At 56.9% G+C, this 26,890-nt stretch carries 26 protein-coding genes; 12 read left to right on the top strand and 14 right to left on the bottom strand.

Features of this window, described 5'->3' with window-relative positions; all coding sequences use genetic code 11:
- Positions 1–52: 52 nt before the first annotated feature.
- The 4 genes from pfkA to BN3796_RS00215 all read left to right on the top strand — a co-directional run bounded on the left by pfkA (position 53) and on the right by BN3796_RS00215 (position 4,484).
- Complete coding sequence (gene pfkA, locus BN3796_RS00230) at positions 53–1,015, top strand: 6-phosphofructokinase (RefSeq protein ID WP_061706464.1); 963 nt, start codon at positions 53–55, stop codon at positions 1,013–1,015.
- Between the two features lie 256 nt (positions 1,016–1,271).
- Positions 1,272–2,261 carry a sulfate ABC transporter substrate-binding protein gene (locus BN3796_RS00225; protein ID WP_061706463.1) on the top strand — a complete coding sequence of 330 codons (990 nt, stop codon included), beginning with the start codon at positions 1,272–1,274 and terminating at the stop codon, positions 2,259–2,261.
- Positions 2,262–2,362: 101 nt separating this feature from the next.
- Positions 2,363–3,106, top strand: coding sequence for a CDP-diacylglycerol diphosphatase (locus BN3796_RS00220; protein WP_061706462.1), 744 nt, complete (start codon positions 2,363–2,365; stop codon positions 3,104–3,106).
- A 73-nt stretch (positions 3,107–3,179) separates the two neighbouring features.
- A complete protein-coding gene (locus BN3796_RS00215; protein ID WP_061706461.1) occupies positions 3,180–4,484 on the top strand; it encodes an SLC13 family permease in 1,305 nt (434 codons plus the stop codon).
- Positions 4,485–4,564: 80 nt separating this feature from the next.
- Here the strand turns inward: BN3796_RS00215 and tpiA are convergent, their stop codons facing one another.
- Both tpiA and BN3796_RS00205 read right to left on the bottom strand, forming a co-directional pair.
- Complete coding sequence (gene tpiA / locus BN3796_RS00210) at positions 4,565–5,332, bottom strand: triose-phosphate isomerase (protein ID WP_061706460.1); 768 nt, start codon at positions 5,330–5,332, stop codon at positions 4,565–4,567.
- 123 nt (positions 5,333–5,455) lie between these two features.
- Entirely contained in the window at positions 5,456–6,040 is a 585-nt protein-coding gene (locus tag BN3796_RS00205) for a DUF1454 family protein (protein WP_061706459.1), read from the bottom strand.
- A gap of 114 nt (positions 6,041–6,154) precedes the next feature.
- Here BN3796_RS00205 and BN3796_RS00200 point away from each other — a divergent pair, with 114 nt between their 5' ends.
- Positions 6,155–6,583, top strand: a complete 429-nt coding sequence (locus BN3796_RS00200; protein WP_061706458.1) for a DUF805 domain-containing protein — start codon at positions 6,155–6,157, stop codon at positions 6,581–6,583.
- Here BN3796_RS00200 and fpr read toward each other — a convergent pair.
- The 4 genes from fpr to BN3796_RS00180 all read right to left on the bottom strand — a co-directional run bounded on the left by fpr (position 6,574) and on the right by BN3796_RS00180 (position 11,096).
- Positions 6,574–7,320, bottom strand: a complete 747-nt coding sequence (fpr, locus tag BN3796_RS00195; RefSeq protein ID WP_061706457.1) for a ferredoxin--NADP(+) reductase — start codon at positions 7,318–7,320, stop codon at positions 6,574–6,576. The two genes, BN3796_RS00200 and fpr, sit on opposite strands and share 10 nt — an antisense overlap.
- Positions 7,321–7,414: 94 nt before the next feature.
- On the bottom strand, positions 7,415–8,425 hold the full coding sequence (gene glpX, locus BN3796_RS00190) for a class II fructose-bisphosphatase (protein ID WP_061706456.1): 1,011 nt from the start codon (positions 8,423–8,425) through the stop codon (positions 7,415–7,417).
- A gap of 295 nt (positions 8,426–8,720) precedes the next feature.
- Positions 8,721–10,229 carry a glycerol kinase GlpK gene (gene glpK, locus BN3796_RS00185; protein ID WP_061706455.1) on the bottom strand — a complete coding sequence of 503 codons (1,509 nt, stop codon included), beginning with the start codon at positions 10,227–10,229 and terminating at the stop codon, positions 8,721–8,723.
- 21 nt (positions 10,230–10,250) lie between these two features.
- Entirely contained in the window at positions 10,251–11,096 is an 846-nt protein-coding gene (locus BN3796_RS00180; RefSeq protein WP_061706454.1) for an MIP/aquaporin family protein, read from the bottom strand.
- Positions 11,097–11,495: 399 nt separating this feature from the next.
- Here BN3796_RS00180 and zapB point away from each other — a divergent pair, with 399 nt between their 5' ends.
- From zapB to BN3796_RS00165, 3 genes are all read left to right on the top strand, one after another.
- The gene (zapB, locus tag BN3796_RS00175) at positions 11,496–11,735 is read left to right on the top strand and encodes a septal ring assembly protein ZapB (RefSeq protein ID WP_061706453.1); all 240 of its coding nucleotides are present in this window, start codon (positions 11,496–11,498) and stop codon (positions 11,733–11,735) included.
- 92 nt (positions 11,736–11,827) lie between these two features.
- Positions 11,828–12,496 carry a hypothetical protein gene (locus BN3796_RS00170; protein WP_061706521.1) on the top strand — a complete coding sequence of 223 codons (669 nt, stop codon included), beginning with the start codon at positions 11,828–11,830 and terminating at the stop codon, positions 12,494–12,496.
- Positions 12,493–12,888, top strand: coding sequence for a hypothetical protein (locus BN3796_RS00165; RefSeq protein WP_061706452.1), 396 nt, complete (start codon positions 12,493–12,495; stop codon positions 12,886–12,888). The genes BN3796_RS00170 and BN3796_RS00165 overlap by 4 nt, the downstream gene beginning before the upstream one ends.
- A 36-nt stretch (positions 12,889–12,924) precedes the next feature.
- Here BN3796_RS00165 and rraA read toward each other — a convergent pair whose 3' ends face one another.
- The 7 genes from rraA to priA all read right to left on the bottom strand — a co-directional run bounded on the left by rraA (position 12,925) and on the right by priA (position 20,915).
- On the bottom strand, positions 12,925–13,410 hold the full coding sequence (gene rraA, locus BN3796_RS00160) for a ribonuclease E activity regulator RraA (protein WP_061706451.1): 486 nt from the start codon (positions 13,408–13,410) through the stop codon (positions 12,925–12,927).
- A 92-nt stretch (positions 13,411–13,502) separates the two neighbouring features.
- Entirely contained in the window at positions 13,503–14,480 is a 978-nt protein-coding gene (gene menA, locus BN3796_RS00155; RefSeq protein ID WP_061706450.1) for a 1,4-dihydroxy-2-naphthoate octaprenyltransferase, read from the bottom strand.
- A 70-nt stretch (positions 14,481–14,550) separates the two neighbouring features.
- Positions 14,551–15,882, bottom strand: a complete 1,332-nt coding sequence (hslU, locus tag BN3796_RS00150) for an HslU--HslV peptidase ATPase subunit (protein ID WP_061706449.1) — start codon at positions 15,880–15,882, stop codon at positions 14,551–14,553.
- Positions 15,883–15,891: 9 nt separating this feature from the next.
- Positions 15,892–16,422 (bottom strand): ATP-dependent protease subunit HslV, encoded by a 531-nt coding sequence (gene hslV, locus BN3796_RS00145; protein WP_061706448.1) that lies wholly within the window; start codon positions 16,420–16,422, stop codon positions 15,892–15,894.
- 92 nt (positions 16,423–16,514) lie between these two features.
- Entirely contained in the window at positions 16,515–17,471 is a 957-nt protein-coding gene (ftsN, locus tag BN3796_RS00140) for a cell division protein FtsN (RefSeq protein ID WP_061706447.1), read from the bottom strand.
- A 93-nt stretch (positions 17,472–17,564) separates the two neighbouring features.
- On the bottom strand, positions 17,565–18,590 hold the full coding sequence (cytR, locus tag BN3796_RS00135) for a DNA-binding transcriptional regulator CytR (RefSeq protein WP_061706446.1): 1,026 nt from the start codon (positions 18,588–18,590) through the stop codon (positions 17,565–17,567).
- A 129-nt stretch (positions 18,591–18,719) separates the two neighbouring features.
- Positions 18,720–20,915, bottom strand: a complete 2,196-nt coding sequence (gene priA / locus BN3796_RS00130; RefSeq protein ID WP_061706445.1) for a primosomal protein N' — start codon at positions 20,913–20,915, stop codon at positions 18,720–18,722.
- A gap of 201 nt (positions 20,916–21,116) precedes the next feature.
- Between priA and rpmE the strand changes: the two genes are divergently transcribed.
- A complete protein-coding gene (gene rpmE, locus BN3796_RS00125) occupies positions 21,117–21,329 on the top strand; it encodes a 50S ribosomal protein L31 (protein WP_061706444.1) in 213 nt (70 codons plus the stop codon).
- A gap of 47 nt (positions 21,330–21,376) precedes the next feature.
- Here rpmE and metJ read toward each other — a convergent pair whose 3' ends face one another.
- Positions 21,377–21,694, bottom strand: a complete 318-nt coding sequence (metJ, locus tag BN3796_RS00120) for a met regulon transcriptional regulator MetJ (RefSeq protein ID WP_061706443.1) — start codon at positions 21,692–21,694, stop codon at positions 21,377–21,379.
- 279 nt (positions 21,695–21,973) lie between these two features.
- Here metJ and metB point away from each other — a divergent pair, with 279 nt between their 5' ends.
- The 3 genes from metB to metF all read left to right on the top strand — a co-directional run bounded on the left by metB (position 21,974) and on the right by metF (position 26,817).
- Entirely contained in the window at positions 21,974–23,134 is a 1,161-nt protein-coding gene (gene metB / locus BN3796_RS00115; protein WP_061706442.1) for a cystathionine gamma-synthase, read from the top strand.
- A 2-nt stretch (positions 23,135–23,136) separates the two neighbouring features.
- The gene (locus BN3796_RS00110) at positions 23,137–25,569 is read left to right on the top strand and encodes a bifunctional aspartate kinase/homoserine dehydrogenase II (RefSeq protein WP_061706441.1); all 2,433 of its coding nucleotides are present in this window, start codon (positions 23,137–23,139) and stop codon (positions 25,567–25,569) included.
- A 357-nt stretch (positions 25,570–25,926) separates the two neighbouring features.
- The gene (gene metF, locus BN3796_RS00105) at positions 25,927–26,817 is read left to right on the top strand and encodes a methylenetetrahydrofolate reductase (protein WP_061706440.1); all 891 of its coding nucleotides are present in this window, start codon (positions 25,927–25,929) and stop codon (positions 26,815–26,817) included.
- Positions 26,818–26,890: the final 73 nt, after the last annotated feature.

Here is a 26,890-nt window from a genome sequence, read left to right as displayed (position 1 = left end):
ATCTCTTCCGGCAACAGATTTCATTTTTGCATTCCTAAGTTCAGAGGTAGTCATGATTAAGAAAATCGGTGTGTTGACAAGCGGCGGTGATGCGCCAGGCATGAACGCAGCAATCCGTGGTGTCGTGCGTGCAGCGCTGACGGAAGGTCTGGAAGTGTTTGGTATTTATGATGGCTACCTCGGTCTGTATGAAGATCGTATGGTGCAGCTCGACCGTTACAGCGTTTCCGACATGATCAACCGCGGCGGCACCTTCCTCGGCTCTGCGCGCTTCCCTGAGTTCCGCGAAGAGCATATCCGCCAGGTGGCAATGGATAACATGAAAAAGCGCGGCATTGATGCGCTGGTTGTTATCGGCGGCGACGGCTCCTACATGGGTGCGAAACGCCTCTCTGAAGCGGGCTTCCCGTGCATCGGCCTGCCGGGCACCATCGACAATGACATCAAAGGCACCGACTACACCATCGGTTTCTTCACCGCGCTGGGCACCGTTGTTGAAGCGATTGACCGCCTGCGTGACACCTCCTCTTCCCACCAGCGTATCTCTATCGTTGAAGTGATGGGACGCTACTGCGGCGATCTGACCCTGGCAGCTTCTATCGCGGGCGGCTGTGAATTTGTCGTGGTGCCGGAAGTGGAATTTAACCGCGAAGATCTGGTTGCGGAGATCAAAGCCGGTATCGCGAAAGGGAAGAAACACGCTATCGTGGCGATCACAGAGCATATCTGCGACGTGGACGAGCTGGCGAAGTATATTGAAACGGAAACCAAACGTGAAACGCGTGCGACCGTTCTGGGCCACATCCAGCGCGGGGGTTCTCCATGCCCTTACGATCGTATTCTGGCCTCCCGTATGGGGGCGTATGCCATTGAGAAGCTGCTGGAAGGCTACAGTGGCCGCTGCGTCGGCATCCAGAACGAAAAACTGGTACACCACGATATCATCGACGCGATTGACAACATGAAGCGTCCGTTCAAAAGCGACTGGCTGGACTGCGCGAAAAAACTCTACTGATAGTCTGTATTACGCCGGGTGGCTTGCCTGCGAATCGTGCATTTGTAGGCCCGGTAAGCGTAGCGCCACCGGTCAACAGACGTCAGTCAGTACAGCTCCCATAGGCCGGGTAAGGCGTAGCCGCCTCCCGGCTTTTTTGCGCACAATGTCTGCTTTTTATTCCCCCACGTTATAGCCAATCTTTTTTTATTCTTTAATCATTGGTTAGCTTTCTGGCACGCTGCATTCATCAAACACATATAAAGCGAGTCGTGCGATGAATAAATGGGGCGTGGGGTTAACGTTATTGCTGGCATCGACCAGCGTTCTGGCGAAGGATATTCAGCTTCTCAACGTGTCTTACGATCCGACACGTGAACTGTACGATCAGTACAACAAAGCCTTTGCGGCACACTGGAAGCAGGAGACGGGGGATAACGTGGTTATCCGGCAGTCTCACGGCGGGTCCGGGAAACAGGCTACCTCCGTAATTAACGGCATCGAGGCTGACGTAGTAACGCTGGCGCTGGCCTATGACGTGGATGCAATCGCGCAACGCGGTCGGATCGACAAAAACTGGATCAAACGCCTGCCGGATAACTCTGCGCCCTATACCTCCACCATTGTTTTCCTGGTGCGTAAAGGCAACCCGAAGCAGATCCATGACTGGAACGATCTGATTAAGCCGGGCGTATCGGTTATCACCCCGAACCCGAAAAGCTCCGGCGGCGCGCGCTGGAACTATCTTGCCGCCTGGGGCTACGCCCTGCACCACAACAACAACGATCGGGCAAAAGCGCAGGATTTCGTGAAAGCGCTGTACAAAAATGTAGAAGTGCTCGATTCCGGCGCGCGTGGCGCCACTAACACCTTTGTTGAACGTGGAATTGGCGATGTGCTGATCGCCTGGGAAAACGAAGCGCTGCTCGCCACGCACGAGCTGGGGAAAGATAAATTTGAGATCGTGACCCCGAGCGAATCTATCCTGGCGGAACCGACCGTCTCCATCGTGGATAAAGTGGTCGAGAAGAAAGAGACCAAAGCGGTGGCGGAGGCCTACCTGAAGTATCTCTACTCGCCGGAAGGCCAGGAGATCGCGGCGAAAAACTACTACCGCCCGCGCAACCCGGATGTGGCGAAGAAATATGAGGACGCCTTTCCGAAGCTGAAGCTCTTCACGATTGACGAAGCGTTCGGCGGCTGGACGAAAGCGCAGAAAGAGCACTTCTCTAACGGCGGTACTTTCGACCAGATCAGCAAGCGCTGACAGCACACAAAAATTACCCGGCGTAAAGAATGCGCCGGGTTTTTTATTTGGTCATCATTTTGCGTTACGCTCTTCCCTCAAAGAACAACAGGGAACGCGTGATGAAAAAAATTATCGCAATGGCGCTGGGAATGATTGTGCTCGCTTCGGGCGGCTGGTTCTGGTTCAGCTCCGGCAACCCGAACGCCCTGCGCCATATCGTCTTTGACCAGTGTCTGGTAAACCAGCAGCAGCGAAACGATCCTTCGCCCTGTGCCGAGGTGAATCAGGAGGCGGGCTACGTCATCTTCAAGGATCGAAACGGACCGTTACAGTATCTGCTGATGCCCACCTGGCGCATCAACGGCACGGAAAGCCCGCTGCTCACCGAGCCGCACACCCCTGACTTCTTCTGGCTGGCATGGCAGGCCCGCACCTTTATGAGCCAGAAGCGGGGCGCGCCGGTGCCGGACAGCGCCGTCTCGCTGGCCATTAACTCCCCCACGGGCCGCACGCAAAATCATTTTCATATCCATATTTCCTGCCTGCGCCCGGATATACGCGAAAAACTCGACGCCCATCAGGGAGAGGTAGGCACCCGCTGGCTGGCGTTTCCGGGCGGGCTGGCCGGACACACTTATCTGGCGCGGCGGGTTACCGATGAGGAGCTAATGCAGCGCAGCCCGTTTATCATGCTGGCGGAAGAGGTACCGGAGGCGCGTGACCATATGGGACGCTACGCGCTGGCGATGGCGCAGCAGGCGGATGGCTCCTTTGTGCTGCTGGCGACCGAACGTAATTTGCTGCTCCTTAACCGCGCCTCCGCCGAGGAGCTGCAGGATCATCAATGCGCTATTCTGAAGTGACCCCACCATAAATAGCGTTTACGCGCGACGCCTCTCTCCGTAGACTTGCTGAAAAATACAACAGGAGACAGGCATGTCGCTCTGGCTATCCCATCCGCTGTTTCTCCCCTCGCTGATCGTGGGTGTCACTATCGTGCTGTGGGCGACCTCGCTGCTGCCGGAATTTATCACCGCGCTGCTCTTTTTTACCGTGGCGATGGCGACCAAAATCGCTCCGGCGGAGGTGGTCTTTGGCGGCTTTGCCTCCTCCGCGTTTTGGCTGGTGTTCAGCGGATTTGTGCTGGGCGTGGCGATCCGCAAGACCGGGCTGGCGGACCGGGCTGCCCGGGCGCTCTCCGCCCGGCTCACCGACTCCTGGCCGCTCATGGTCGCAAGCGTTGTGCTGCTGAGCTACGCGCTGGCGTTTGTGATGCCTTCCAATATGGGGCGTATCGCGCTGCTGATGCCGATTGTGGCGGCCATGGCGAAGCGTGCCGGGATCGCTGACGGCAGCCGCGCATGGTATGGCCTGGCGCTGGCCGTGGGATTTGGTACGTTCCAGCTCTCTGCCACCATCCTGCCGGCCAACGTGCCCAATCTGGTGATGAGCGGCGCGGCAGAAGGCTCTTATAACATCCACCTCAACTACGTTCCCTACCTGCTGCTGCATACACCGGTGCTCGGTATCCTGAAAGGCACCATTCTGATTGGCCTGATCTGCTGGCTCTTTCCCGGCGCGCCGCAGCCGCCTCGCGACATGACGCCGCCCGCGCCGATGAGCGCGCAGGAGAAGCGGCTCGCCTGGCTGCTGGCGGTGGTGCTGGTGATGTGGGTAACGGAGAGCTGGCACGGCATTGGTCCGGCATGGACGGGACTGGCGGCGTCGGTCGTGGTTATGCTCCCGCGCGTGGGCTTTATCACCGGCGAGGAGTTCTCTGGCGGCGTGAATATGCGCACCTGCATCTATGTGGCAGGTATTCTCGGGCTGGCGGTCACCGTGACGCAGACCGGCATCGGCAGCGCGGTGGGGGAGGCGTTGCTACATGTGATGCCGCTGGACCCGGATAAACCCTTTATCAGCTTCCTGGCGCTGACGGGGATCACCACGGCGCTGAACTTTATTATGACCGCCAATGGCGTACCGGCGCTCTACACGACGCTGGCGCAAAGCTTCGCGGACGCCACCGGTTTTCCGCTGCTGTCGGTGATCATGATTCAGGTGCTGGGTTATTCCACGCCGCTGTTGCCCTATCAGGCGTCGCCGATTGTGGTGGCGATGGGCTTAGGGAAAGTGCCTGCAAAGGCGGGGATGCTGCTCTGTCTGGCGCTGGCGATTGCGACGTATCTGGTGCTGCTGCCGCTGGATTATCTGTGGTTTAGCCTGTTGGGACGGCTGTAAAAAAGCCCGGTGGCGCTGGCGCTTACCGGGCCTACAGAACCGTAGGGCGGGTTAGCGAAGCGCCACCCGCCACAGCAACATTACGCCTGTTTAGCCGCTTCTGCTGCTTTAACGATCACCGCGAAAGCGTCTGCTTTCAGGGATGCGCCGCCAACCAGCGCGCCGTCGATATCCGGCTGGGCAAACAGCTCTGCCGCGTTAGAGGCGTTAACAGAGCCGCCGTACTGGATGATAACCTGCTCAGCCACTTTCGCGTCAGCTTTTGCGATGTGGTCACGGATGAACTTGTGAACCGCCTGCGCCTGTGCCGGGGTTGCGGATTTGCCGGTGCCGATCGCCCAGACTGGCTCATAGGCGATGACCGCGCCTTCGAATGCTGCTGCGCCCTGAGTTTTCAGCACGGCGTCGATCTGACGCGCGCACACTTCTTCAGTTTTGCCCGCTTCGTTTTCCGCTTCGGTTTCACCGATGCACAGTACCGGAGTCAGACCCTGCTCTTTCAGCAGCGCGAATTTTTTCGCGATCAGTTCGTCAGACTCTTTGTGATAAGTACGACGCTCGGAGTGACCAATAATGATGTATTTCGCGCCGATATCTTTCAGCATCTCAGCGGAAGTTTCACCGGTGAACGCGCCGGAGAGGTTAACGTCCACGTTCTGCGCGCCCAGAATGATGTGGCTGCCGTCAGCGGCGCGTTTAGCCAGGTCCAGATACATCTCCGGCGGAGCGATAGCAACAGCACAGCCAGCCACGCCAGCCAGCTCTTTACGCAGGTTAGCAACCAGCTCGTTTACCATGTGGCGGCTGCCGTTCAGTTTCCAGTTACCCATCACTAAAGGATGTCGCATTTCAATTCTCCACGCTTTGTCAGCGAATTAAGGAATATGGCCGCCCGTCCGGGCAGCATGGTCTGTGAATCAGTATAGAGATTTTCCCCTGAAAGGCTTTGCTTTTCGTCATTAATTCACCGCTCAGGGCGTATCCGATAACGCCAGCTTAATCGGTTCAACCGCGAAGGTCAGCCCCTTTTCGCCGTTATCTGCGACAACATAGCGCACGGCGCCTTCGGTTTCGGCGTAATAGCGTTTGTTTTTGCCTGCAGCCAGCAGTTTTTGCAGCTTTTGCTGGCTCTGGGCCCGGGTATGCGTGGGGCTAAAGGCCTTTAAAATGGCGCTCATATACTCCAGCGCTTTCGCTTTGGCCGCCTTTTGCTCCGGCCCCTGAATCGGTAGCCAGGTGATCTGCATGCTTTTGATTTTCAGAGTGCCGCGCTCCAGCGCCGTCGAGGCGTAGAGGTTCTCATTGATCTTACTGGCGGCGCGCGTCAGGGTAGGGGTATCGCGTGGCCCTTCGATAGACCGAAACTCGCCCAGCGGCAGTTTGGGATTGTCCTTGTTAAAATGTTCCCGGAACTGGCTGATCGACAGATCGAATGAGGGCGCGCCGGGCAGCAGGTAAGGCGCAGTCACCTGCGCGGCGGTTTCAGTGGCGTGCAGAGAAAAGCTGGCGCTCAACGCTGTCAAACATAGCAAAAAAGAGTGAGCCCATCTTTTCATCAATTTTGAATCCCTGGTCATAACTGCTCATGATTAAAACGATATCCGCGCGGCTTGTCAAAAAGTCGCGACACCAGGGTAGAATGCGCAGCACACGATTATAAGGAACCTTACATGACCATACAGCAGTGGCTGTTTTCATTTAAAGGGCGTATCGGACGCCGCGACTTCTGGATCTGGATTGTCCTCTGGCTTGTCACCATGGTGGCGCTTTTCTCCCTGGCGGGCAGCACGTGGCTTAGCTCGCAGATGGCGGCCTTTGCGCTGGTCTGCCTGCTCTGGCCGACCGCCTCGGTTATCGTCAAGCGCCTGCACGATCGCGGGCGTTCCGGGCTGTGGGCGCTGCTGGTGATTGTGGCGTGGATGCTGCTGGCCGGGAACTGGTCAATCCTGCCTTCCATGCTCCCCTGGCTGGTGGGCCGTTTTATTCCCACGCTGATATTTGTGATGTTTGTGGTCGATCTGGGCGCGTTTGTCGGCACCCAGGGCGAAAACCGGTACGGAAAAGAGACGCAGGATGTGAAGTACGGCGCTCACCAGTAGTGTTCGGCCGTCATATGGCCCGGTCGACGGCGCAGGTGTTTGGTCATCTGCCGGGTCTCCTTCAGCAGCTGCTGAGTATCGCGCACCATCTGCGGGTTGCCGCAGAGCATGACATGGCTGGTCTCCGTATTCATCGGCAGGCCGACCGCCGCTTCCAGCTCGCCGCTTTCAATCAGCGCCGGAATGCGCCCGGTCAGCGATCCCGCCGCCGTTTCCCGGCTGACCACCGTCTTAATTTTTAGCTTGCCTGCGTAGCGGGCTTCCAGCGCCTGCATAAGCGGCAGATAGCTGAGATCGGCGGCGTAACGCGCGGCGTGGACCAGCACAATATTGTTAAAGCGCTCCAGATCTTTGCCGTACTGCAGAATAGAGAGATAAGGGCCGATAGCGGTGCCGGTCGCCAGCATCCACAGCGTGTCGCAGTCGGGCACTTCATCCAGCACAAAGAAGCCCGCCGCTTCGCTCACGATCTGGATCTCATCCCCCGGCTTCAGCGCGGCCAGGCGCGGGCTCAGTTTGCCGTCGGGCACGGTAACCAGATAAAACTCCAGATCCGGGTTGTCGGGGGCATTCACGTAGGAGTAGGCGCGCTGCACGCGTTCGCCGTCAATCTCCAGACCCAGCTTGGCAAACTGCCCCGCCGTAAAGGGATGGACGGGCGCATGCACGGTCAGACTAAAAAGCGCATCGGTCCAGAATTGTACCCTGGTGACTTTACCTGTTACCCAGTCCGCCATAATCGTCTCCTCTGTTATTCTGACTCTATCTTCCTGCCTCGCCGCTGAGATTTCCAGCCTGCGCGGGCCGGAAAGCTCAATCAAACAAATGCCCTTATAAAATGTGGGTCTGTACGTTCGGGTCTTTGCGATCCAGATAATGAATCGACTGAATACGACGAATGGTGCGTGATTTACCGCGGATCAGCAGCGTTTCGGTGGTGGCGATATTCCCTTTGCGGCTGATGCCGTCCAGCAGGTCTCCCTTGGTAATACCTGTCGCGGAGAAGATGACGTTGTCGCTGCGCGCCATGTCGTCGAGACGTAGCACAGTGTTGGCCTCAATACCCATCGCTTTACAGCGTGCCAGCTCCTCCTCGCCGATGCGGCGGTTCTCTTCACTGTCGCCCTTCACTTCATGACGCGCCAGCAGACGGCCATTCATGTCGCCGTCGAGCGCGCGGATCACCGCCGCGGACACTACACCCTCCGGCGCGCCGCCGATCCCGTAGAGCACGTCGACTTCGCTGTCGGGCATGCAGGTCAGGATGGAGGCCGCCACGTCGCCATCGGGAATGGCGAACACGCGCACGCCAAGCTGCTGCATATGAGCGATGGTCGCGTCGTGACGCGGTTTGGCGAGGATGGTGACGGTAAGTTCGCTGAGCGGCTTGCCGAGCGCGGCGGCGACATTACGCAGGTTGTCTGCCAGCGGCAGGTTAAGGTCGATAGCCCCTTTCGCGCCGGGGCCGACGATCAGCTTTTCCATGTACATATCGGGTGCGTTCAGGAAGCTGCCCTTATCGCCGACGGCCAGCACGGCCAGCGCGTTGGCCTGCCCCATGGCGGTCATGCGGGTGCCTTCAATCGGGTCTACGGCGATATCGACCGCGTCGCCGTCGCCGGTACCCACTTTTTCACCGATATAGAGCATGGGCGCTTCGTCGATCTCGCCTTCGCCAATGACGATTGTGCCGTCGATGTTTACCTGGTTGAGCATAATCCGCATGGCGTGGACGGCTGCGCCGTCAGCGGTATTTTTGTCGCCCCGGCCCAGCCATTTATAGCCAGCCAGCGCGGCGGCCTCGGTTACGCGGGAAAATTCGATAGCAAGTTCACGTCTCATCAGATACTCGTGCAGTCAAAAGGAGTTGCACGAAGTTTATCACAACCCGGCAGGGTGGGCCCCTCACCCCGGCCCTCTCCCCATAGGGGAGAGGGGGAACCCCTAAACCGTGGGTCCGTTTGGTAAAGGAAGAAAACTCTGATCGTTGAGCTCGATCGTCCCCCCTCTCCCCGGCGGGGAGAGGGGGAACCCCTAAACCCTGGGTCCGTTTGGGAGAGGAAGAAAACTCTGGTCGTTGAGCTCGATCGTCCCCTCTCCCCATTGGGGAGAGGGTTAGGGTGAGGGGGAAGGGACATTACCCCTCGTGCTCCTCCCACGCCATCGCGCGCTGCACCGCCTTCTTCCAGCCGCTGTAGCGGTAGTTACGTTCGGTCGTCTCAATGCCCGGGCGGAACTCGCGCTCAATTACCGCCTTCTCCTGCAGCTCGTCCAGATTCTGCCAGAAGCCAACCGCCAGACCGGCGAGATAAGCCGCGCCGAGCGCCGTGACTTCGCGCACTTCAGGGCGCTCCACGCGGGTGCCCAGAATGTCTGACTGGAACTGCATCAGGAAGTTATTGGCGACCGCGCCGCCATCCACGCGCAGGGCGTGCAGACGGATGCCGGAGTCAGCCTGCATCGCTTCCAGCACGTCGCGCGTCTGGTAGGCGATGGACTCCAGCGTGGCGCGAATAATGTGGTTAGCATTCACGCCGCGGGTCAGGCCGAAGATCGAGCCGCGCGCGTACGGGTCCCAGTAGGGGGCACCGAGGCCGGTAAAGGCTGGCACCACGTACACGCCGTTGGTGTCCTTCACTTTGGTGGCGAAATACTCCGAGTCGAACGCATCGCTGATTAGCTTCATTTCGTCGCGCAGCCACTGGATAGAGGCGCCGGCCATAAATACCGCCCCTTCCAGCGCGTAGTTCACCTCCCCGCGCGGGCCGCAGGCGATCGTGGTCAGCAGGCCATGCTCAGATTTGACCGCTTTCTCGCCGGTGTTCATCAGCATAAAGCAGCCGGTGCCGTAGGTATTTTTCGCCATCCCTTCTTTTACGCAGAGCTGGCCGAACAGCGCCGCCTGCTGGTCGCCGGCGATCCCGGCGATAGGGATACGGGTGCCGCCCTTGCCGCCGATGTTGGTCTGACCATACACCTCAGAGGATTTACGCACCTGCGGGAGCATCGCGCGCGGGATATCAAGCGCATCCAGCATTCTGTCATCCCAGTCGAGATCGTGAATGTTGAACAGCATGGTGCGCGAGGCGTTGGTATAATCGGTCACGTGTACGCGCCCCTGGGTCATTTTCCAGATAAGCCAGGTGTCGACGGTGCCGAACAGCAGTTCGCCGCGCTTCGCCCGCTCGCGGGAGCCTTCCACATGGTCCAGAATCCATTTCACCTTGGTACCGGAGAAGTAAGGGTCAATGACAAGACCTGTGGTATCACGGACATAATCGTCCATGCCATCGCGCTTGAGCTGCTCGCAGATTTCCGCGGTGCGGCGGCACTGCCAGACAATGGCGTTATAGATAGGCTTACCGGTTTCGCGCTCCCAGATAATCGCGGTTTCACGCTGGTTAGTAATGCCAATGGCGGCAATCTGATCGGAACTGATATCGGCCTTCGCCAGCACTTCGACCAGCGTTGAGCTTTGCGATGCCCAGATCTCCATCGGGTCATGCTCTACCCAGCCCGGCTTCGGATAGATTTGCTCAAATTCACGCTGTGAAACGCTAATGATGTTCGCGTCATGATCCATAACGACAGCGCGGGAGCTGGTAGTGCCCTGGTCGAGCGCAACGATATATTTTTTGTCGGTCATAGTATGTGTCCCGTAGTCAGATTAGAGCGAAGCGTTTTGGTGCGTAGTGGCAGCCGTTTCTTTTACCTCTTCCACGCAGGTATCGCACGGCAGATGGCGGCCAATCAACTTGCGATAGCCAAAAGCGCCCAGCGCCGCCCCGGCGATAGGCCCGAACAGCGGCACCAGGAAGTAAGGAATATCTTTACCGCCGGTGAAAGCCACCTCACCCCAGCCTGCAAAGAAGGCAAACGTTTTAGGCCCAAGATCGCGCGCCGGATTCATGGCAAAGCCGGTCAGGGGGCCCATGGAGGCGCCGATAACCGCAATCAGCAGGCCAATCAGCAGCGGCGCCAGCGGGCCGCGCGGTATGCCGTTACCATCATCGCCCAGCGCCATGATGACGCCCATCAGAATAGCGGTAATGACCATCTCAACCGCGAAAGCCTGCACGATGTTAATATGCGGGTTTGGATAGGTGGAGAAAATTCCTGCCAGATCGAGACTTTCGACGCTGCCGCGCACCATATGATGCGTTTGCTCGAAGTCGATGAAAAGATTGTAATAAAGCCCGTAAACTAATGCCGCTGCGCAAAAGGCGCCGGCAAATTGTGCAATGATAAAGGGAACGACCTTACGACCTTCGAAGCAGGCGAACAGCCACAGCGCGATGGTAACCGCTGGATTAAGATGTGCCCCGGAAACCCCTGCGGTCAGGTAGATAGCCATAGCCACCCCTAACCCCCAGATGATGCTGATTTCCCACTGCCCGAAACTGGCGCCGGCCACCTTCAGTGCAGCGACACAACCCACTCCGAAGAAAATCAACAACCCGGTACCAAGAAACTCGGCGATGCACTGGCCTTTTAAGGTTGAGGTTTGACTCATAATCGGATCCTGAAGAAAAATGAATGTTTGTCGTTAGCGTGACGGCCAAAACCGGTCACGATGCCATGTAGACACCGTGTTAATTTATCGTTAACGCTCAAAAACGAGAAATATCGAAATCAAAATGTGTGTGCTGTGTCAATAAAATGAGCGTTTCCGCGCTGTAAAGCGCGTTTATGCGCCGGATGATGATTGACGAGTGAATCATATCTTTAACGAATATGTTAACAATTAAGGGTATATGAGATGAATGCACCAGGTCTTGACTGAAAAGTGTTGCAAACCGCGATCTGCGCGGTATGTCGCTGGACAGGGCGTGCGCGGCTTCATACAATCGGCACTATATGTTGTGCGCGTTTACGTTTAGGCGTCGCCTTGCAATTCAGGAGAGGTAGCATCATGTCTTTAGAAGTGTTTGAGAAACTGGAAGCGAAAGTACAGCAGGCGATTGATACCATCACCCTGTTGCAGATGGAAATTGAAGAGTTGAAAGAGAAAAACAACTCGCTGTCGCAGGAAATGCAGACGGCTCAGCACAGCCGCGAAGAACTTGAGCGCGAAAACCATCAGCTCCGTGAGCAGCAGCACGGCTGGCAGGAGCGGCTGCAGGCGCTGCTGGGACGTATGGAAGAGGTCTGATTCTGATTTCTTGCATAAGGCATCCTTAATGGATGCCTTTTTTGTTATGGAGGAATATCATCGCGCAATACGTTGTTCTCAGGGAATACGAGATGACAAAACGAAGCGATATTATTGATAATTCTGACAGATATATTACGCGTGATACCCCAAAAGGCCTTGTCTATACCGATAATCTGGGATGGATCGATCTTGGCCATGCCAATCCTGGAGGCGCAGAAAGGCTATGGCAACAAATGGTTATGCCATATGGCGGTGACGACACATGGTTCGAAGTTAATTATCACCAGAGTATGTCTACTAATGTTTTTGCAACAGGTATTACTACCGGAATATACAGGCGATTTTTAGTCCGTCGAGGGCTTAGTGAGCATGTTTTACAGGGAGTGGCGCTATCAATATTTATGGGGACATCTCACCAATTTGAATCACTGCAGAACTTATGGCCCTATATTGTTTTAACCGACAGTGGGTATAGCGCTGAGGACCTTGTTTCAAATTTATTGGGCTTTTGTCAGGCAGTTAACTATGCGGATTATACTGCTTATCTGCATATATGCCCAAAAGAGAAAGCATACCGAATCTGGGACCATTATGGTCCGGTTGGTGAATACAAAAATAAAAGTGTGCTTCCGCTTATTTTCCCCGATCCGATTGAAAAGACAGGTAATCTTAAACCGTATTCGGGGACGTTGCCCACATTTATGAGTTCGATAACGCCTGTGGCAAGCCCAGAGTATGTTCGTGAGCTTCGCTTATGAAAAGCCCTAAACTCATCATCTCTGGAATTTTTATTACTATTACAGGAGCGGTATACATATTCCTGGCGGCAAGAGTTTTTGTACCAGAATGTTATACGCAAGATGATTTTTTTCGTTACCAGTTGATGACGCCAGATGTTCTTAAAAAGGTTCCAAGGGTATCAAAACAATGGTATTTCCTTAGTCAAACAGACGAGGGGAGTGGGTTAAAAACGAATGAAATAGTTTTTACCAACATAAAGAAAAGCGATGTTCATGCGCTCATTGAACAGCTTGATGACTGGATAAATACGTATCCGCAACGCCACGAAACAATGAATGTTTCGGTTGAGAAATCAAACGGGCAGGTGGAAATACGCGTCATTCACTATGATATGGATGAAACCAAGTGAAAAAAGGCCATCTGCAAATCAGATGGCCTTTTTTAGCTACTCAATATCCAGCGGATCTTCGGAAAGGATAATGCCGGTGTTATCGGCGTAGAGATGGTCGCCGGAGAAGAAGGTCACGCCGCCGAAATTGACGCGCACGTCGCTTTCACCGATGCCGTCACCGGCCGCACCGACCGGGATAGCCGCCAGGGCCTGAATGCCCAGGTCCAGCTCTTCAAGATCGTCCACCTGACGGACCGCGCCATACACCACAATCCCTTCCCACTCGTTCTGCACTGCAAGACGGGCAAGTTCGGCGTCAATAAGCGCCCGGCGTACGGAACCGCCGCCGTCTACCAGCAGGATACGGCCACGGCCGTTCTGTTCGAGCAGATCGTAAAGCAACCCGTTATCCTCGAAACATTTCACCGTGATGATTTGTCCGCCAAACGACGACCGTCCCCCAAAGTTGGAAAACAGCGGTTCTACGACGTTGACATCTTCCTGGTAGATGTCACAAAGCTCGGAAGTATCGTATTTCATAGGCTTAACATTCAGTTGCTGCGAGTGCTTTCAGTATATCGCGCGAAACGTATTGTTGGCAAAATCATCAATTGTTAATTGATATTTGTCAGTTAACCCAGCATCTGGCTTAAAACAATCCCGATGACAAACAACAGATTAGTAAGCAACGCCCCTTTTACCGTACGTTCCAGCATTGGCGGCATAGCTGAGGCGTTTTGCTCACGCATCACGTAACGGGCCTGTTTAATCAGCAGCGGAGCCGCCAGAATAAACAGCCAGCCCCAGAGGCTGTGCAGGGAGAAAAGATTAAACAGCGCCAGGCAGAGCAGGGCGCCCATCAGCAGGTAGGCGTGGTAGCGGCGGGTAAACAGCGCCAGGCATAGCAGGGCGCCCATCAGCGGGTAGGCGTGGTGGGGGCGGGCATTGCCCGCGCCAAGCCGTACCGCCAGCGTGTTTTTGCCGTTAATCCGGTCGCTGTCGATATCGCGCAGGTTATTAATATTGAGTACCGCGGTTGCCAGCAGCCCGCACGCGGTGGCCGGCAGGAAAAGCGCCGGGATCAGCGAGTGGGCCTGCAGATACCAGCTCCCCATCACGCTCAGCCAGCCGAAAAAGACCAGGACGGAGATATCGCCAAGGCCAATATAGCCATAGGGACGCGTGCCGACGGTATAGGTAATCGCCGCGACAATCGACAGGCCGCCCAGCACCAGGAAGCCGATAAAATCAGCGGTGGTTTTGCAGGCTACCGAGACCAGCGCCAGACCGGAGAGACAGATCAGCACCACGGTGATAATTAATGCCCGCTTCATCTGCGCCTGGGTTATCACTCCCTTTTGCATACCGCGCAGCGGCCCGATACGGTCTGGCTTATCGCTGCCTTTCACCGCATCGCCATAGTCGTTCGCGAGGTTAGAGAGGATTTGCAACAGCCCGGCGGTAATCAGCGCAAGCAGCGCTACCAGCGGATCGAAATGTCCCTGCCACCACGCAAGCGCGGTGCCAACAATAATCGCAGCGAAGGCGAGGGGGAGCGTTTTGGGGCGCAGGCTTTCCAGCCAGGCTTGCGTACGGCTGATCTCAGACATAGGTATTTTTTGCCAATAAAAAAGGGGCCTTTCAGCCCCATCAAAAGTGATGAAAATGCGTTGAGCGCGATTATAGAATAAAACGGCTCAGATCTTCATCTGCCACCAGCGCATCAAGATGCTTGCTGACATAATCGGCATTAATCACGATTGTCTGTCCGTTGAGGTCGCTCGCGTCGTAGGAAATATCTTCCATCAGACGTTCCAGAACGGTGTGCAGACGGCGGGCACCGATGTTTTCGGTGGTCTCATTCACCTGCCATGCGGCCTGCGCGATGCGCTTGATCCCGTCGTCGGTAAACTCAATGTTTACCCCTTCAGTCGCCATCAGCGCTTTGTACTGTACGGTCACAGAGGCGTTCGGCTCGGTCAGGATACGTTCGAAATCTTCCGTGGTCAGCGCCTGCAGCTCCACGCGGATCGGCAGACGGCCCTGCAGTTCCGGGATCAGGTCGGACGGTTTCGCAATCTGGAAAGCGCCGGACGCGATAAACAGAATGTGGTCCGTTTTAACCATGCCGTGTTTGGTGGAGACGGTGCAGCCTTCCACCAGCGGCAGCAGGTCGCGCTGAACCCCTTCACGTGAGACGTCCGGGCCGGAGGATTCGCCGCGCTTACAGATTTTGTCGATCTCATCGATAAAGACGATACCGTGCTGCTCTACCGCGTCGATGGCATCCTGCTTCAGCTCTTCCGGGTTCACCAGTTTCGCCGCCTCTTCTTCAATCAGCAGCTTCATGGCGTCTTTGATTTTCAGCTTACGCGCTTTCTGCTTCTGGCCGCCCAGGTTCTGGAACATGGACTGCAGCTGGCTGGTCATCTCTTCCATGCCCGGAGGCGCCATGATTTCCACGCCCATTGGCGCTGCGGCGAGATCGATCTCAATCTCTTTATCGTCCAGCTGGCCTTCACGCAGCTTTTTACGGAACGCCTGGCGTGCGGCAGAAGGCTCCTGCTGCTGTTCCGGCTGTCCCCAGTTGTTTTTGGCCGGTGGGATCAGGACATCCAGAATACGCTCTTCCGCCATCTCTTCGGCGCGATAGCGGTTTTTCTCGATCGCGTGGACGCGCACCATTTTCACGGCGGCATCGGTCAGATCGCGGATAATGGAGTCCACCTCTTTACCTACATAGCCTACTTCGGTGAACTTGGTGGCTTCCACTTTGATAAACGGCGCGTTGGCGAGCTTCGCCAGTCGGCGGGCGATTTCGGTTTTACCGACGCCGGTCGGGCCAATCATCAGAATGTTTTTCGGCGTGACTTCGTGGCGCAGTTCTTCCTCAAGCTGCATACGACGCCAGCGGTTACGCAGGGCAATCGCCACGGAACGCTTGGCGTTGTCCTGGCCGATAATGTGTTTGTTCAGTTCGCTGACAATTTCGCGTGGGGTCATTTCAGACATGGGAGATCCTTACGCTTTGGAGTTTAATTCTTCAATGGTGTGGTTGTGGTTGGTATAAATGCAGATATCACCTGCAATATCCAACGCCTTCACGGCGATATCACGCGCGTTCATGTCGGTATTTTCCAACAGGGCACGGGCCGCGGCCTGGGCATACGGGCCACCGGAGCCAATCGCAATCAAATCGTTTTCAGGCTGCACGACATCGCCATTACCGGTAATGATCAGCGAGGCGTTTTCATCGGCCACCGCCAGCAGCGCTTCAAGCTTGCGCAGCATACGGTCGGTACGCCAGTCTTTTGCCAGCTCAACGGCAGCTTTCACCAGATGACCCTGGTGCATTTCCAGCTTACGTTCAAACAGTTCAAACAGCGTGAAGGCATCCGCGGTGCCGCCTGCGAAACCGGCGATCACTTTGTCGTTGTAAAGACGACGCACTTTTTTCACGTTGCCTTTCATGACGGTATTACCCAGCGTGGCCTGACCATCACCGGCAATTACCACCTGGCCGTTACGGCGTACGCTTACTATTGTTGTCACGATCAGACCCCCTGGTTACAAATTCGGAACAGATGCCCCGGGCGGATGCCCGGGGCTGAATAGAATGTTAGATGGGGGAGATTTTGGGGGTTTCAACCCCCCGCGGCGAGCCTGATGCAGTTTGTGTGACCTGCCATCTTCAGACGGTTGAGAGTACCGTTCGCGTTTTCTTTGCCTTTTACCGGGCCGATCACCACGCGATTCCAGCCGTTATTGGTGGTAATACGGGAATCAAAGCCCTCAAACGCCAGCTGGGCGCGGACGGTTTCCGCCTGTTCAGCCCCTTTAAACGAACCGCACTGTACCATCCAGCGGCGCTCGTCTTTCTTCTCCGCCGTTTGCTGCGGCGACTGAGTAACGGGTGCCGACGGCTGAGCCTTTGGCTGCTGCGTGGTGGTGTGCGCAGGCGTTTGCAGCAGATCCTGATAGGGCTGCGAGGTCGAGGTGGGTTTTTGCGTTTGCGCTTTCGGCTGCTGCGCCTGTACGGTGCGCGCCGGCTGCTGGTACGGTTGTTCTGCGGCGCGTGGCTGCTGCGCCGGCTGGCTTCTCGCCCACTCCTGCTGTGCCTGTTGCGCCTGACGCTGGCGTTGCAGCGTTTGCTGGCGCTGTTCCGGCGTCTGTTCGTTCCATGGTACTTCGTTGAGCTGGGTAGGCTGCTGGCGCATGTCGGCCTGCATCTGAGCCAGAAGCTGACGCTGTTCGTCGGTCAGCTGATTGGGGTTCATCACCTCGCCGCCCGCAGATGGCTCCGTCGGCGCGCGCACGCCCGGCTGACGGCTCTCCAGCTCTTTGATGTAACGCCAGCGCTCCTCAGGTTTCGGCGGCAGGCCGTTTCCGACAACCTTGTTGCCCTGAAGTGTCTCCGATTCCTCTTTTTTGTGGTGCGTAATGAAGTACAGACCACCGATAAAGGCCACCAGTACGGCTGCGGCGATAGCCACCATCGCTGGTGAGACGGCAGAAAGGTTACGCTGCTTACTCTTAGAGCTGCTCTTTTTGCGTCGCGAAGGTGCCGGCTGGCCGCGACGTACATAATCTCGTTGTGCCACTATCGTTTCGCTGTATTTATTCGTTCGTCAGCCCGCCATGTTACTTAAGCGGCGGGCCTTTGACCAGATGAGGGAGTCCGAAAGCGCCCGACTTTACTGCCTTGCCCGGGTAGAGCCGCGGACGATCAATTCGCAATCCAGTAATCGGGAGCCGCTGTTTACCGTCTGCCCATGCAGCTGATCTAACAGCAAAAGCATCGCTTCACGTCCGATATCATATCTCGGCTGGGAGACGGTAGAGAGCGGCGGATCGCAAAATTCTGACAATGAAATATTGTCGAAACCAATGACAGATAAATCATCCGGTATGCGCAACCCGTGGCGTTTCGCACAGGAGATCGCCCCCAGCGCCATCACATCGCTATGGCAAAAGACGGCGGTTGGGGGTTCCGGCAGCGCCAGTAGTTTTTCCAGCGCCAGGCCGCCCGCCTCGAAGGTAAAGTCACCACGAGCAATATAGTGCGGGTCAACCATCATGCCCGCGCGGCGTAGCGCCTGGACATAACCCTGCAGGCGGTAGTGGCACAGCGGCATCTCTTCCGGTCCGGCGATACAGCCGATACGCGTATGCCCCAGCTCCAGAAGGTAGTTAACAGCGTTGAACGCGGCGGTCAGGTTATCGATATGGACGGTAGGAAGCTTAAGTTCGGGCGCAAATTCGTTCGCCATGACCATCGGCGGCAGGTTGCGCTGTTCCTCTATGCTGGCGTCAAAGGGCAGACGCGAGCCCAGCAGCAGCATGCCGTCGATCTGCTTGGTGATAATGAGATCGATAAAGGTTTTTTCCTGCTGGTTCTGATGAGCACAGTCGCCAATCAACACCAGATAACCTTGTTCTGCGGCGGTCACTTCGATGCCGCGAATAATTTCACTGAAGAAGGGATCGCAAATGTCCGGCACAATCACGAGGATAGTGCGCGACTCGTTGCGTTTGACATTACGCCCTATCGCCTGCGGCAGATAACCCACTTCCAGTGCGGCCTGCTCAACCCGGTTACGGGTGGACTGGGAAACTTTATCCGGGTTCATTAACGCGCGGGACACCGTTGCCGTGGATACTTTCGCCTTCAGGGCAACGTCTTTCATGGTCGCGGCAGCGACCTCTTTCCTGGACTTCACGTCTTCTCCTCGCGGGACCACCGAACTTCTGACCGACTCATTTTTGCAGATAGTAGATGGAAGCGGTTACAGAATTTTCATCAAAAGTGTGAGGAGTATTAAATTTTTCGATCACGCTCGCAAAGCGGTTTAGCTTTCAATGGGATCAACATCAAGTACCCACTTCACTTTACGCGCTTCCGGCAGGGTGTTGACCAGCGCCATCGTGCCATGAATTACCTGCTGCAGACGGACGCGGGAGGGGTGTTGCAGCAGCAGTTGCCAGCGATAACGTCCTCCGCGTTTGGGCGCCAGCGCAGGGACCGGGCCTAAAATCCACAGCTGATTATCCATCAGAGGGCTGGCCTGCAGCAGGTTGCGTAGCTGCTGGAGGAACAGGGGTGCCTGTTGATTATTATGATCTTCCGCCCGGATGATGACGTGGCTGGTCCAGGGGGGGAGCTGCATGGTCTGACGTTCGGCGAGCGCTTGTTCGGCAAACGCATCGTAGCCCTTGTGGAGTAGGATCTGCAGCAACGGGTGTTCCGGGTGGTGAGTCTGTAATACCACCTCTCCCTGTTTGCCGGCGCGGCCGGCGCGGCCAGCCACCTGGGTATAGAGCTGGGCAAAGCGCTCCGCCGAGCGGAAGTCGGCAGAGAAGAGCGCGCCGTCAACATCCAGCAGGGCGACCAGCGTAACGTCCGGAAAATGGTGTCCTTTCGCCAGCATCTGGGTGCCAATCAAGATACGCGCCCCGCCGCGATGCACCTCTGCCAGCTGTTGCTCCAGCGCCCCTTTGCGGCTGGTCGTGTCGCGGTCGATGCGGGAGAGGGGAACGCCGGGAAAGAGCGGAGCGAGTGCCTGCTCAAGCTGCTCGGTGCCCAGTCCCACCGGCACCAGATGGGTAGAGCCGCACGACGGGCACTGGCGCGGCACCGGACGCTGGCTGTCGCAGTGGTGACAGCGCAGCTGGTGCTGGGCCTGATGCAGCGTGTAGTAATGGTCGCAGCGCGGGCATTCCGCTATCCAGCCGCAGTCATGACACAGCAGCGCCGGGGCAAAGCCGCGGCGGTTCAGAAAGAGGATCACCTGGTTGTCCGCCTGCAAATGCTGGCGCATCCGGCTGATTAACGCGGGCGACAGGCCAGCCTGCAGGTGCTGGCCTTTGAGATCCAGAACATGCTGGATAGCCGGACGGGCGTTACCCGCGCGGCGCGACAGGCGCAGCATATGGTATTTGCGCTGGCGGACGTTGTGCAGCGTCTCCAGCGCCGGGGTCGCGGAGCCGAGGATAATCGGGATCTGCTCGCTATGGGCGCGCCAGACCGCCAGATCGCGGGCGTGATAGCGCCAGCCTTCCTGCTGTTTATAGGAGCTGTCATGCTCTTCATCGATAACGATGACCCCGAGATTTTTGAAAGGGGTAAACAGCGATGAACGGGTGCCGATCACAATCGCCGCTTCGCCGTTTTTCGCCTTCAGCCAGGCGCTGAGCCGCTCGCTGTCGTTCAGCCCGGAGTGCAGCACCTCTACCGGCGCGTTAAAGCGTTCGCGAAAGCGGGCGATGGTTTGTGGCGTCAGGCCGATTTCCGGCACCATTACCAGCGCCTGTTTGCCCTGGGCGAGTACATTCTCCAGCACGCTCAGGTAGACTTCCGTTTTGCCGGAGCCGGTAACACCCGCCAGTAGCCAGGCGGAGAAACGGTCCGAGGCGCTATGGATCGCGCCGACAGCGGTCGCCTGCTCGGTATTGAGCCGCAGCCTGTCGCCCGAAACGGAAAAGCCGTCTCGCCAGTCGTGCAGCGCGGGCGCTTCGCTGGCGAGATCGCTTAACCCTTTTTTACGTAGCGCCTGTAGCGCAGGTTCACTGACCTCGAGAGCGGTCACCTCATGTCGCCAGATTTTTCCCTGACGCAGCGCCGCCAGCGCCTGCTGCTGTTTGTGCGAACGCTTCAGGCTATTAATATCCACCGCCTGGCCCTGCTCTGTGGCAAACCAGTACCACATCGGCGCATGGCTGGCGCTTTTGCCCTGGCGCAGCAGGATCGGCAGGGCGTGAAAAAGTACATCGCCCACCGGATGATGGTAATAGTCCGCCGCCCACAGCAACAGGCGCCAGATGCTGGTGGAAAAGAGCGACTCGCTATCGAGCAACTCCATTACCTGCTTCAGCTCATGGCGCGGCAACTCGCTGTTCTCGCTGACCGAAACCACAATTCCCACGCGCTTTTGCGTGCCAAACGGCACGATGACGCGGCAGCCCGCTTTGGCGCTCATGCCCTCAGGCAGGAGATAGTCAAAGGTACGGGGAAGCGGAACGGGCAGGGCAACGTGAGCGACGGGCATCGAAACTTCCTGACTTGAAAACTGGCGCGTTAGTATACACATTAGAGAAGGCGGCGTGCGGATCAGTTTGCATATGCAGGTCAAATTCTGTATGATTCGCCGCCTTTGGTGCAATTTGCGTCAAAGAACTAAACATTCAACATCGCGTGGTGTCTGGCGTTAGGGCTGGAAGAGCGACGCGGCCTTAACTGAGGTTCTCCCATGAAAAAAGATATTCACCCGAAATACGAAATGATTACTGCGAACTGCTCTTGCGGTAACTCTATCCAGATCCGTTCCACCGTGGGTCACGATCTGAACCTGGACGTGTGCGGCAAATGCCACCCGTTCTACACTGGCAAGCAGCGTGACGTTGCGACCGGTGGCCGTGTTGACCGCTTCAACAAGCGCTTCAGCATCCCGGGTTCTAAATAAGATTCCCGAAAAAAGGCACCTTACGGTGCCTTTTTTGTATCCACTTCTCAGTATTCCCACGTCTTCGGGTCGATACCCAGTTCACGCATAATAGCTTTTGCCGCTTCCGGGATTTCATCGCTACGCTCTTTGCGCAGGTCTTCATCGTTAGGTAACGGTTGACCGGTAAACGCATGCAGAAACGCTTCACACAGCAGCTCGCTGTTGGTGGCGTGGCGCAGGTTGTTCACCTGACGACGCGTACGTTCATCGGTGAGGATCTTCAACACCTTCAGAGGAATGGAAACCGTAATTTTCTTTACCTGTTCACTCTTCTTACCGTGCTCAGCGTATGGGCTGATATATTCGCCGCTCCATTCAGCCATGAGATACCTTTAATCCTCTCAGTCATTAGTCTAAAGATGCAAAACCCTGTCGAAGTCGGGGTTTTGTACCATAATCTCGCGTAGTTTACCGTAGAGACGATACCGTGACACGGATATTGCGCCTGCGGCGTGCGCTAAAGCAGTAATTTTAACGGCATTTGCGCAATTGCTCAATCTATACGCAAAGAAGTTTAGATGTCCAGATGTATTGACGTCCATAAGTTCAATGTTTACTCTGTTGCCTGACTTTTCATCTAAATAAGCCAGGAAGCCTTCACCATGACGCGTAAACAGGCCACCATCGCAGTGCGTAGCGGATTGAATGATGACGAGCAGTACGGTTGTGTTGTTCCGCCGATTCATCTCTCCAGCACCTATAACTTCACCGGATTTAACGAACCCCGTGCGCATGATTACTCGCGTCGCGGTAACCCGACCCGTGATGTCACCCAGCGCGCGCTGGCGGAACTGGAGGGGGGAGCTGGCGCGGTGTTGACCAATACCGGCATGTCGGCCATTCATCTGGTTACGACGGTATTCCTGAAACCTGGCGATCTGCTGGTGGCGCCGCACGACTGCTATGGCGGCAGCTATCGTCTGTTTGACAGCCTGGCGAAGCGCGGCTGTTACCGCGTGTTGTTTGTCGATCAGGGGGATGAAGAGGCGTTAAAACAGGCGCTTGCAGAGAAACCGAAGCTGGTATTAGTAGAAAGTCCGAGCAACCCGCTGTTGCGCGTGGTGGATATCGCCAAAATTTGTCAGCTGACAAGGGATGCGGGAGCCATAAGTGTCGTGGATAATACGTTCCTCAGTCCGGCGCTTCAGAACCCGCTGGCACTGGGTGCGGATCTGGTATTGCATTCATGTACTAAATACCTGAACGGCCATTCCGACGTGGTGGCGGGCGTGGTGATTGCGAAAGATCCTGAGCTTGTCACCGAACTGGCATGGTGGGCCAATAATATTGGCGTGACCGGCAGCGCCTTCGACAGCTATCTGCTGCTGCGCGGCCTGCGGACGCTGGCGCCGCGGATGGAGATGGCGCAACGCAACGCTCAGGCGATTGTCGAATTTCTGAAAACCCAGCCGCTGGTTAAGAAGCTTTATCATCCGTCGCTGCCGGAAAACCAGGGGCATGAGATTGCTGCGCGCCAGCAGAAAGGTTTTGGCGCGATGTTAAGTTTTGAACTGGAGGGCGACGAGCAGACGCTGCGTCGCTTCCTGAGCGGGCTGTCGCTGTTTACGCTGGCGGAGTCGTTAGGGGGTGTTGAAAGTTTAATCTCCCACGCCGCGACAATGACGCACGCAGGCATGGCGCCAGAGGCGCGTGCCGCCGCCGGAATTTCTGAGACGCTGCTGCGTATCTCAACCGGTATTGAAGATTGTGAAGATTTAATTGCCGATCTGGAAAATGGCTTCCGGGTCGCAGCCAAGGGGTAATCATGAGTGTGATAGCGCAGGCAGGGGCGAAGGGTCGTCAGCTGCATAAGTTTGGTGGAAGCAGTCTTGCGGATGTGAAATGTTATCTGCGTGTCGCGGGTATTATGGCGGAGTATTCCATGCCGGGCGACATGATGGTCGTCTCCGCTGCCGGCAGTACCACCAACCAGCTGATTAGCTGGCTGAAGCTAAGCCAGACCGATCGCCTTTCTGCGCATCAGGTTCAGCAGTCCCTGCGCCGCTACCAGAGCGAGCTGATTTCCGGCCTGCTGCCGCCTGAGGTGGCCGACGGGCTGATTAGCGCTTTTATTCACGATCTGGAGCGTCTGGCGGTGCTGCTCGACAGCGGCATTACCGATGCGGTTTACGCTGAAGTGGTGGGCCACGGTGAAGTCTGGTCCGCCCGCCTGATGGCGGCGGTGCTGCAGCAACAGGGGATGGACGCCGCCTGGCTGGATGCCCGCGATTTCCTGCGCGCCGAGCGCGCCGCCCAGCCGCAGGTGGACGAAGGGCTCTCATATCCGCTGCTGCAACAGTTGCTGGTGCAGCACCCGGGCAAACGCATCGTGGTGACCGGCTTTATCAGCCGCAGCAGCGCCGGCGAAACGGTACTGCTGGGGCGTAACGGCTCTGACTATTCCGCCACGCAGATTGGCGCCCTGGCGGGCGTCTCCCGCGTCACCATCTGGAGCGACGTGGCGGGTGTCTACAGCGCCGACCCGCGCAAGGTAAAAGATGCCTGCCTGCTGCCGCTGCTGCGTCTGGATGAGGCCAGCGAGCTGGCCCGTCTGGCGGCGCCGGTACTGCACGCGCGTACTCTTCAGCCGGTCTCCGGCAGCGATATTGACTTGCAGTTACGCTGTAGCTATACGCCGGATCAAGGTTCTACCCGTATCGAGCGCGTACTGGCTTCCGGCACCGGGGCGCGTATTGTCACCAGCCATGATGATATCTGCCTGGTTGAGTTTCTGGTTCCGGCGGGCCAGGACGTGAAGCTGGCGCATAAAGAGATCGACCTGATTCTGAAGCGCGCCCAGACCCGCCCGCTGGCGGTTGGCGTTCATACCGATCGCCATCTTTTGCAGTTCTGCTACACCGCAGAAGTGGCAGACAGCGCGCTGAAAATTCTCGAAGAGGCGGGGCTGCCGGGCGAGCTTCGTCTGCGACAGGAGCTGGCGCTGGTGGCGATGGTCGGGGCGGGCGTCACCCGTAACCCGCTTCACTGCCACCGCTTCTGGCAGCAGCTGAAAGGGCAGCCGGTGGAGTTTACCTGGCAATCGGAAGAGGGGATTAGCCTGGTCGCCGTGCTGCGTAAAGGGCCGACCGAAAGTCTGATTCAGGGGCTGCACGCCACGCTGTTCCGCGCCGAGAAGCGTATCGGCCTGGTGCTGTTTGGTAAAGGCAATATCGGTTCCCGCTGGCTGGAGCTGTTCGCCCGCGAGCAGTCGACCCTTTCCGGTCGCACCGGGTTTGAATTTGTACTGGCAGGAGTGGTGGACAGCCGCCGTAGCCTGCTCAACTATGAAGGGCTGGACGCCAGCCGCGCGCTCGCGTTCTTTAACGATGAGGCGGTCGAGCAGGATGAGGAGTCGCTGTTCCTGTGGATGCGCGCGCATCCGTATGATGATCTGGTGGTGCTGGATGTGACCGCCAGCGAGCAGCTGGCCGACCAGTATCTTGATTTTGCCAGTCACGGCTTTCACGTTATCAGCGCCAACAAACTGGCGGGGGCGAGCAGTAGCGACAAGTACCGGCAGATCCACGATGCGTTTGAGAAAACGGGCCGTCACTGGCTCTATAACGCCACCGTTGGCGCAGGACTGCCGGTGAACCACACCGTACGTGATCTGATCGACAGCGGCGATACCATCCTGTCCATCAGCGGAATTTTCTCGGGTACGCTCTCCTGGCTCTTTTTGCAGTTTGACGGCACAGTGCCTTTCACCGATCTGGTGGATCAGGCGTGGCAGCAGGGGTTAACCGAGCCGGACCCGCGCGTGGATCTCTCCGGGAAGGATGTGATGCGCAAGCTGGTGATCCTCGCGCGTGAAGCAGGTTATGACATTGAGCCCGGGCAGGTGCGCGTAGAGTCGCTGGTACCGGCAGGCTGTGAGCAAGGTTCCGTCGATCACTTTTTTGAGAATGGCGACGAATTAAACGAGCAGATGCTGCAACGGCTGGAAGCGGCGCGCGAAATGGGCCTGGTGCTGCGCTACGTGGCGCGCTTTGACGCCAACGGGAAAGCACGCGTTGGCGTGGAGGCGGTTCGTCCTGAACATCCGCTGGCGGCCCTGCTGCCATGCGATAACGTCTTTGCCATTGAGAGCCGCTGGTATCGCGATAACCCGCTGGTGATCCGCGGGCCTGGCGCAGGGCGTGACGTGACCGCCGGGGCGATTCAGTCGGATATTAATCGTCTGGCGCAGATGCTGTAGTAAGGTGCGGGATTTCCCCTCATCCTAACCCTCTCCCCACAGGGGAGAGGGGACAGACCGAGCGAAGGTTTAGGGTTTTCCCCCTTGCCCCGCCTGAGAAGGGGATGTGACGAGAGCACAGTTTAAATCATGCGCTCGATCCACTTTTCCCCCTCTCCCCTTTGGGGAGAGGGCCGGGGTGAGGGGCTTCCCCACCCGTCATGAATTTTTCTCATCTTCCCTGAACATTCCTCACCGCTGTTGCTCATTTTTTCTGTTGACGCCCGGCCCCTTTTCCGTCATTTTTACTTCTGGACGTCTAAACGTATAGAAGTTCACAAAACAACAAACAACGACATGCGATTGATGAGGTAAGGTATGAGCTTTTTTCACGCCAACCAGCGGGAAGCCCTGAATCAGAGCCTGGCCGAAGTGCAGGGCCATATTAACGTCTCTTTTGAATTTTTCCCGCCGCGCACCAGTGAAATGGAGCAAACCCTTTGGGCCTCTATCGATCGCCTGAGCAGCCTGAAACCGAAATTTATCTCTGTCACCTACGGGGCGAACTCCGGCGAGCGCGACCGTACGCACAGCATTATCAAAGGTATTAAGGATCGCACCGGGCTGGAAGCCGCGCCGCACCTGACCTGTATCGATGCCACCCGCGACGAGCTGCGCACCATTGCCGGGGACTACTGGAACAACGGTATTCGCCATATCGTCGCCCTGCGCGGCGACCTGCCGCCGGGCAGCGGCAAGCCGGACATGTATGCGGCCGACCTGGTGGCGCTGCTGAAAGAGGTAGCCGACTTTGATATCTCCGTCGCCGCCTACCCGGAAGTCCATCCGGAGGCCAAAAGCGCACAGGCCGATCTGCTCAACCTGAAGCGTAAAGTTGAAGCCGGGGCGAACCGCGCCATTACCCAGTTCTTCTTCGATGTGGAGAGCTACCTGCGCTTTCGCGACCGCTGTGTCTCCGCCGGTATCGACGTGGAGATTATCCCGGGCATCCTGCCGGTCTCTAACTTTAAGCAGGCGAAAAAGTTTGCCGATATGACCAACGTGCGCATCCCGCTGTGGATGTCAAAAATGTATGAAGGTCTGGATGACGACGCGGAGACCCGCAAGCTGGTGGGAGCCAATATCGCCATGGATATGGTGAAAATTTTAAGCCGCGAAGGGGTGAAAGATTTTCATTTCTACACGCTGAACCGCGCTGAAATGAGCTACGCCATCTGCCATACGCTGGGCGTCAGACCAGGGAATTAACCCTTAACCATACTATCTGAGTGGTTTTTAATCGATCGGTTAAATTAAAAGGTATTAACTATCGAATCTGTGG

The sequence above is a fragment of the Pseudenterobacter timonensis genome (genome assembly GCF_900021175.1).
Classification (GTDB): Bacteria; Pseudomonadota; Gammaproteobacteria; order Enterobacterales; family Enterobacteriaceae; genus Enterobacter; species Enterobacter timonensis.
The sequence above is the reverse complement of the archived record's forward strand: the minus strand, read 5'-3'. Positions and strand labels throughout refer to the sequence as shown.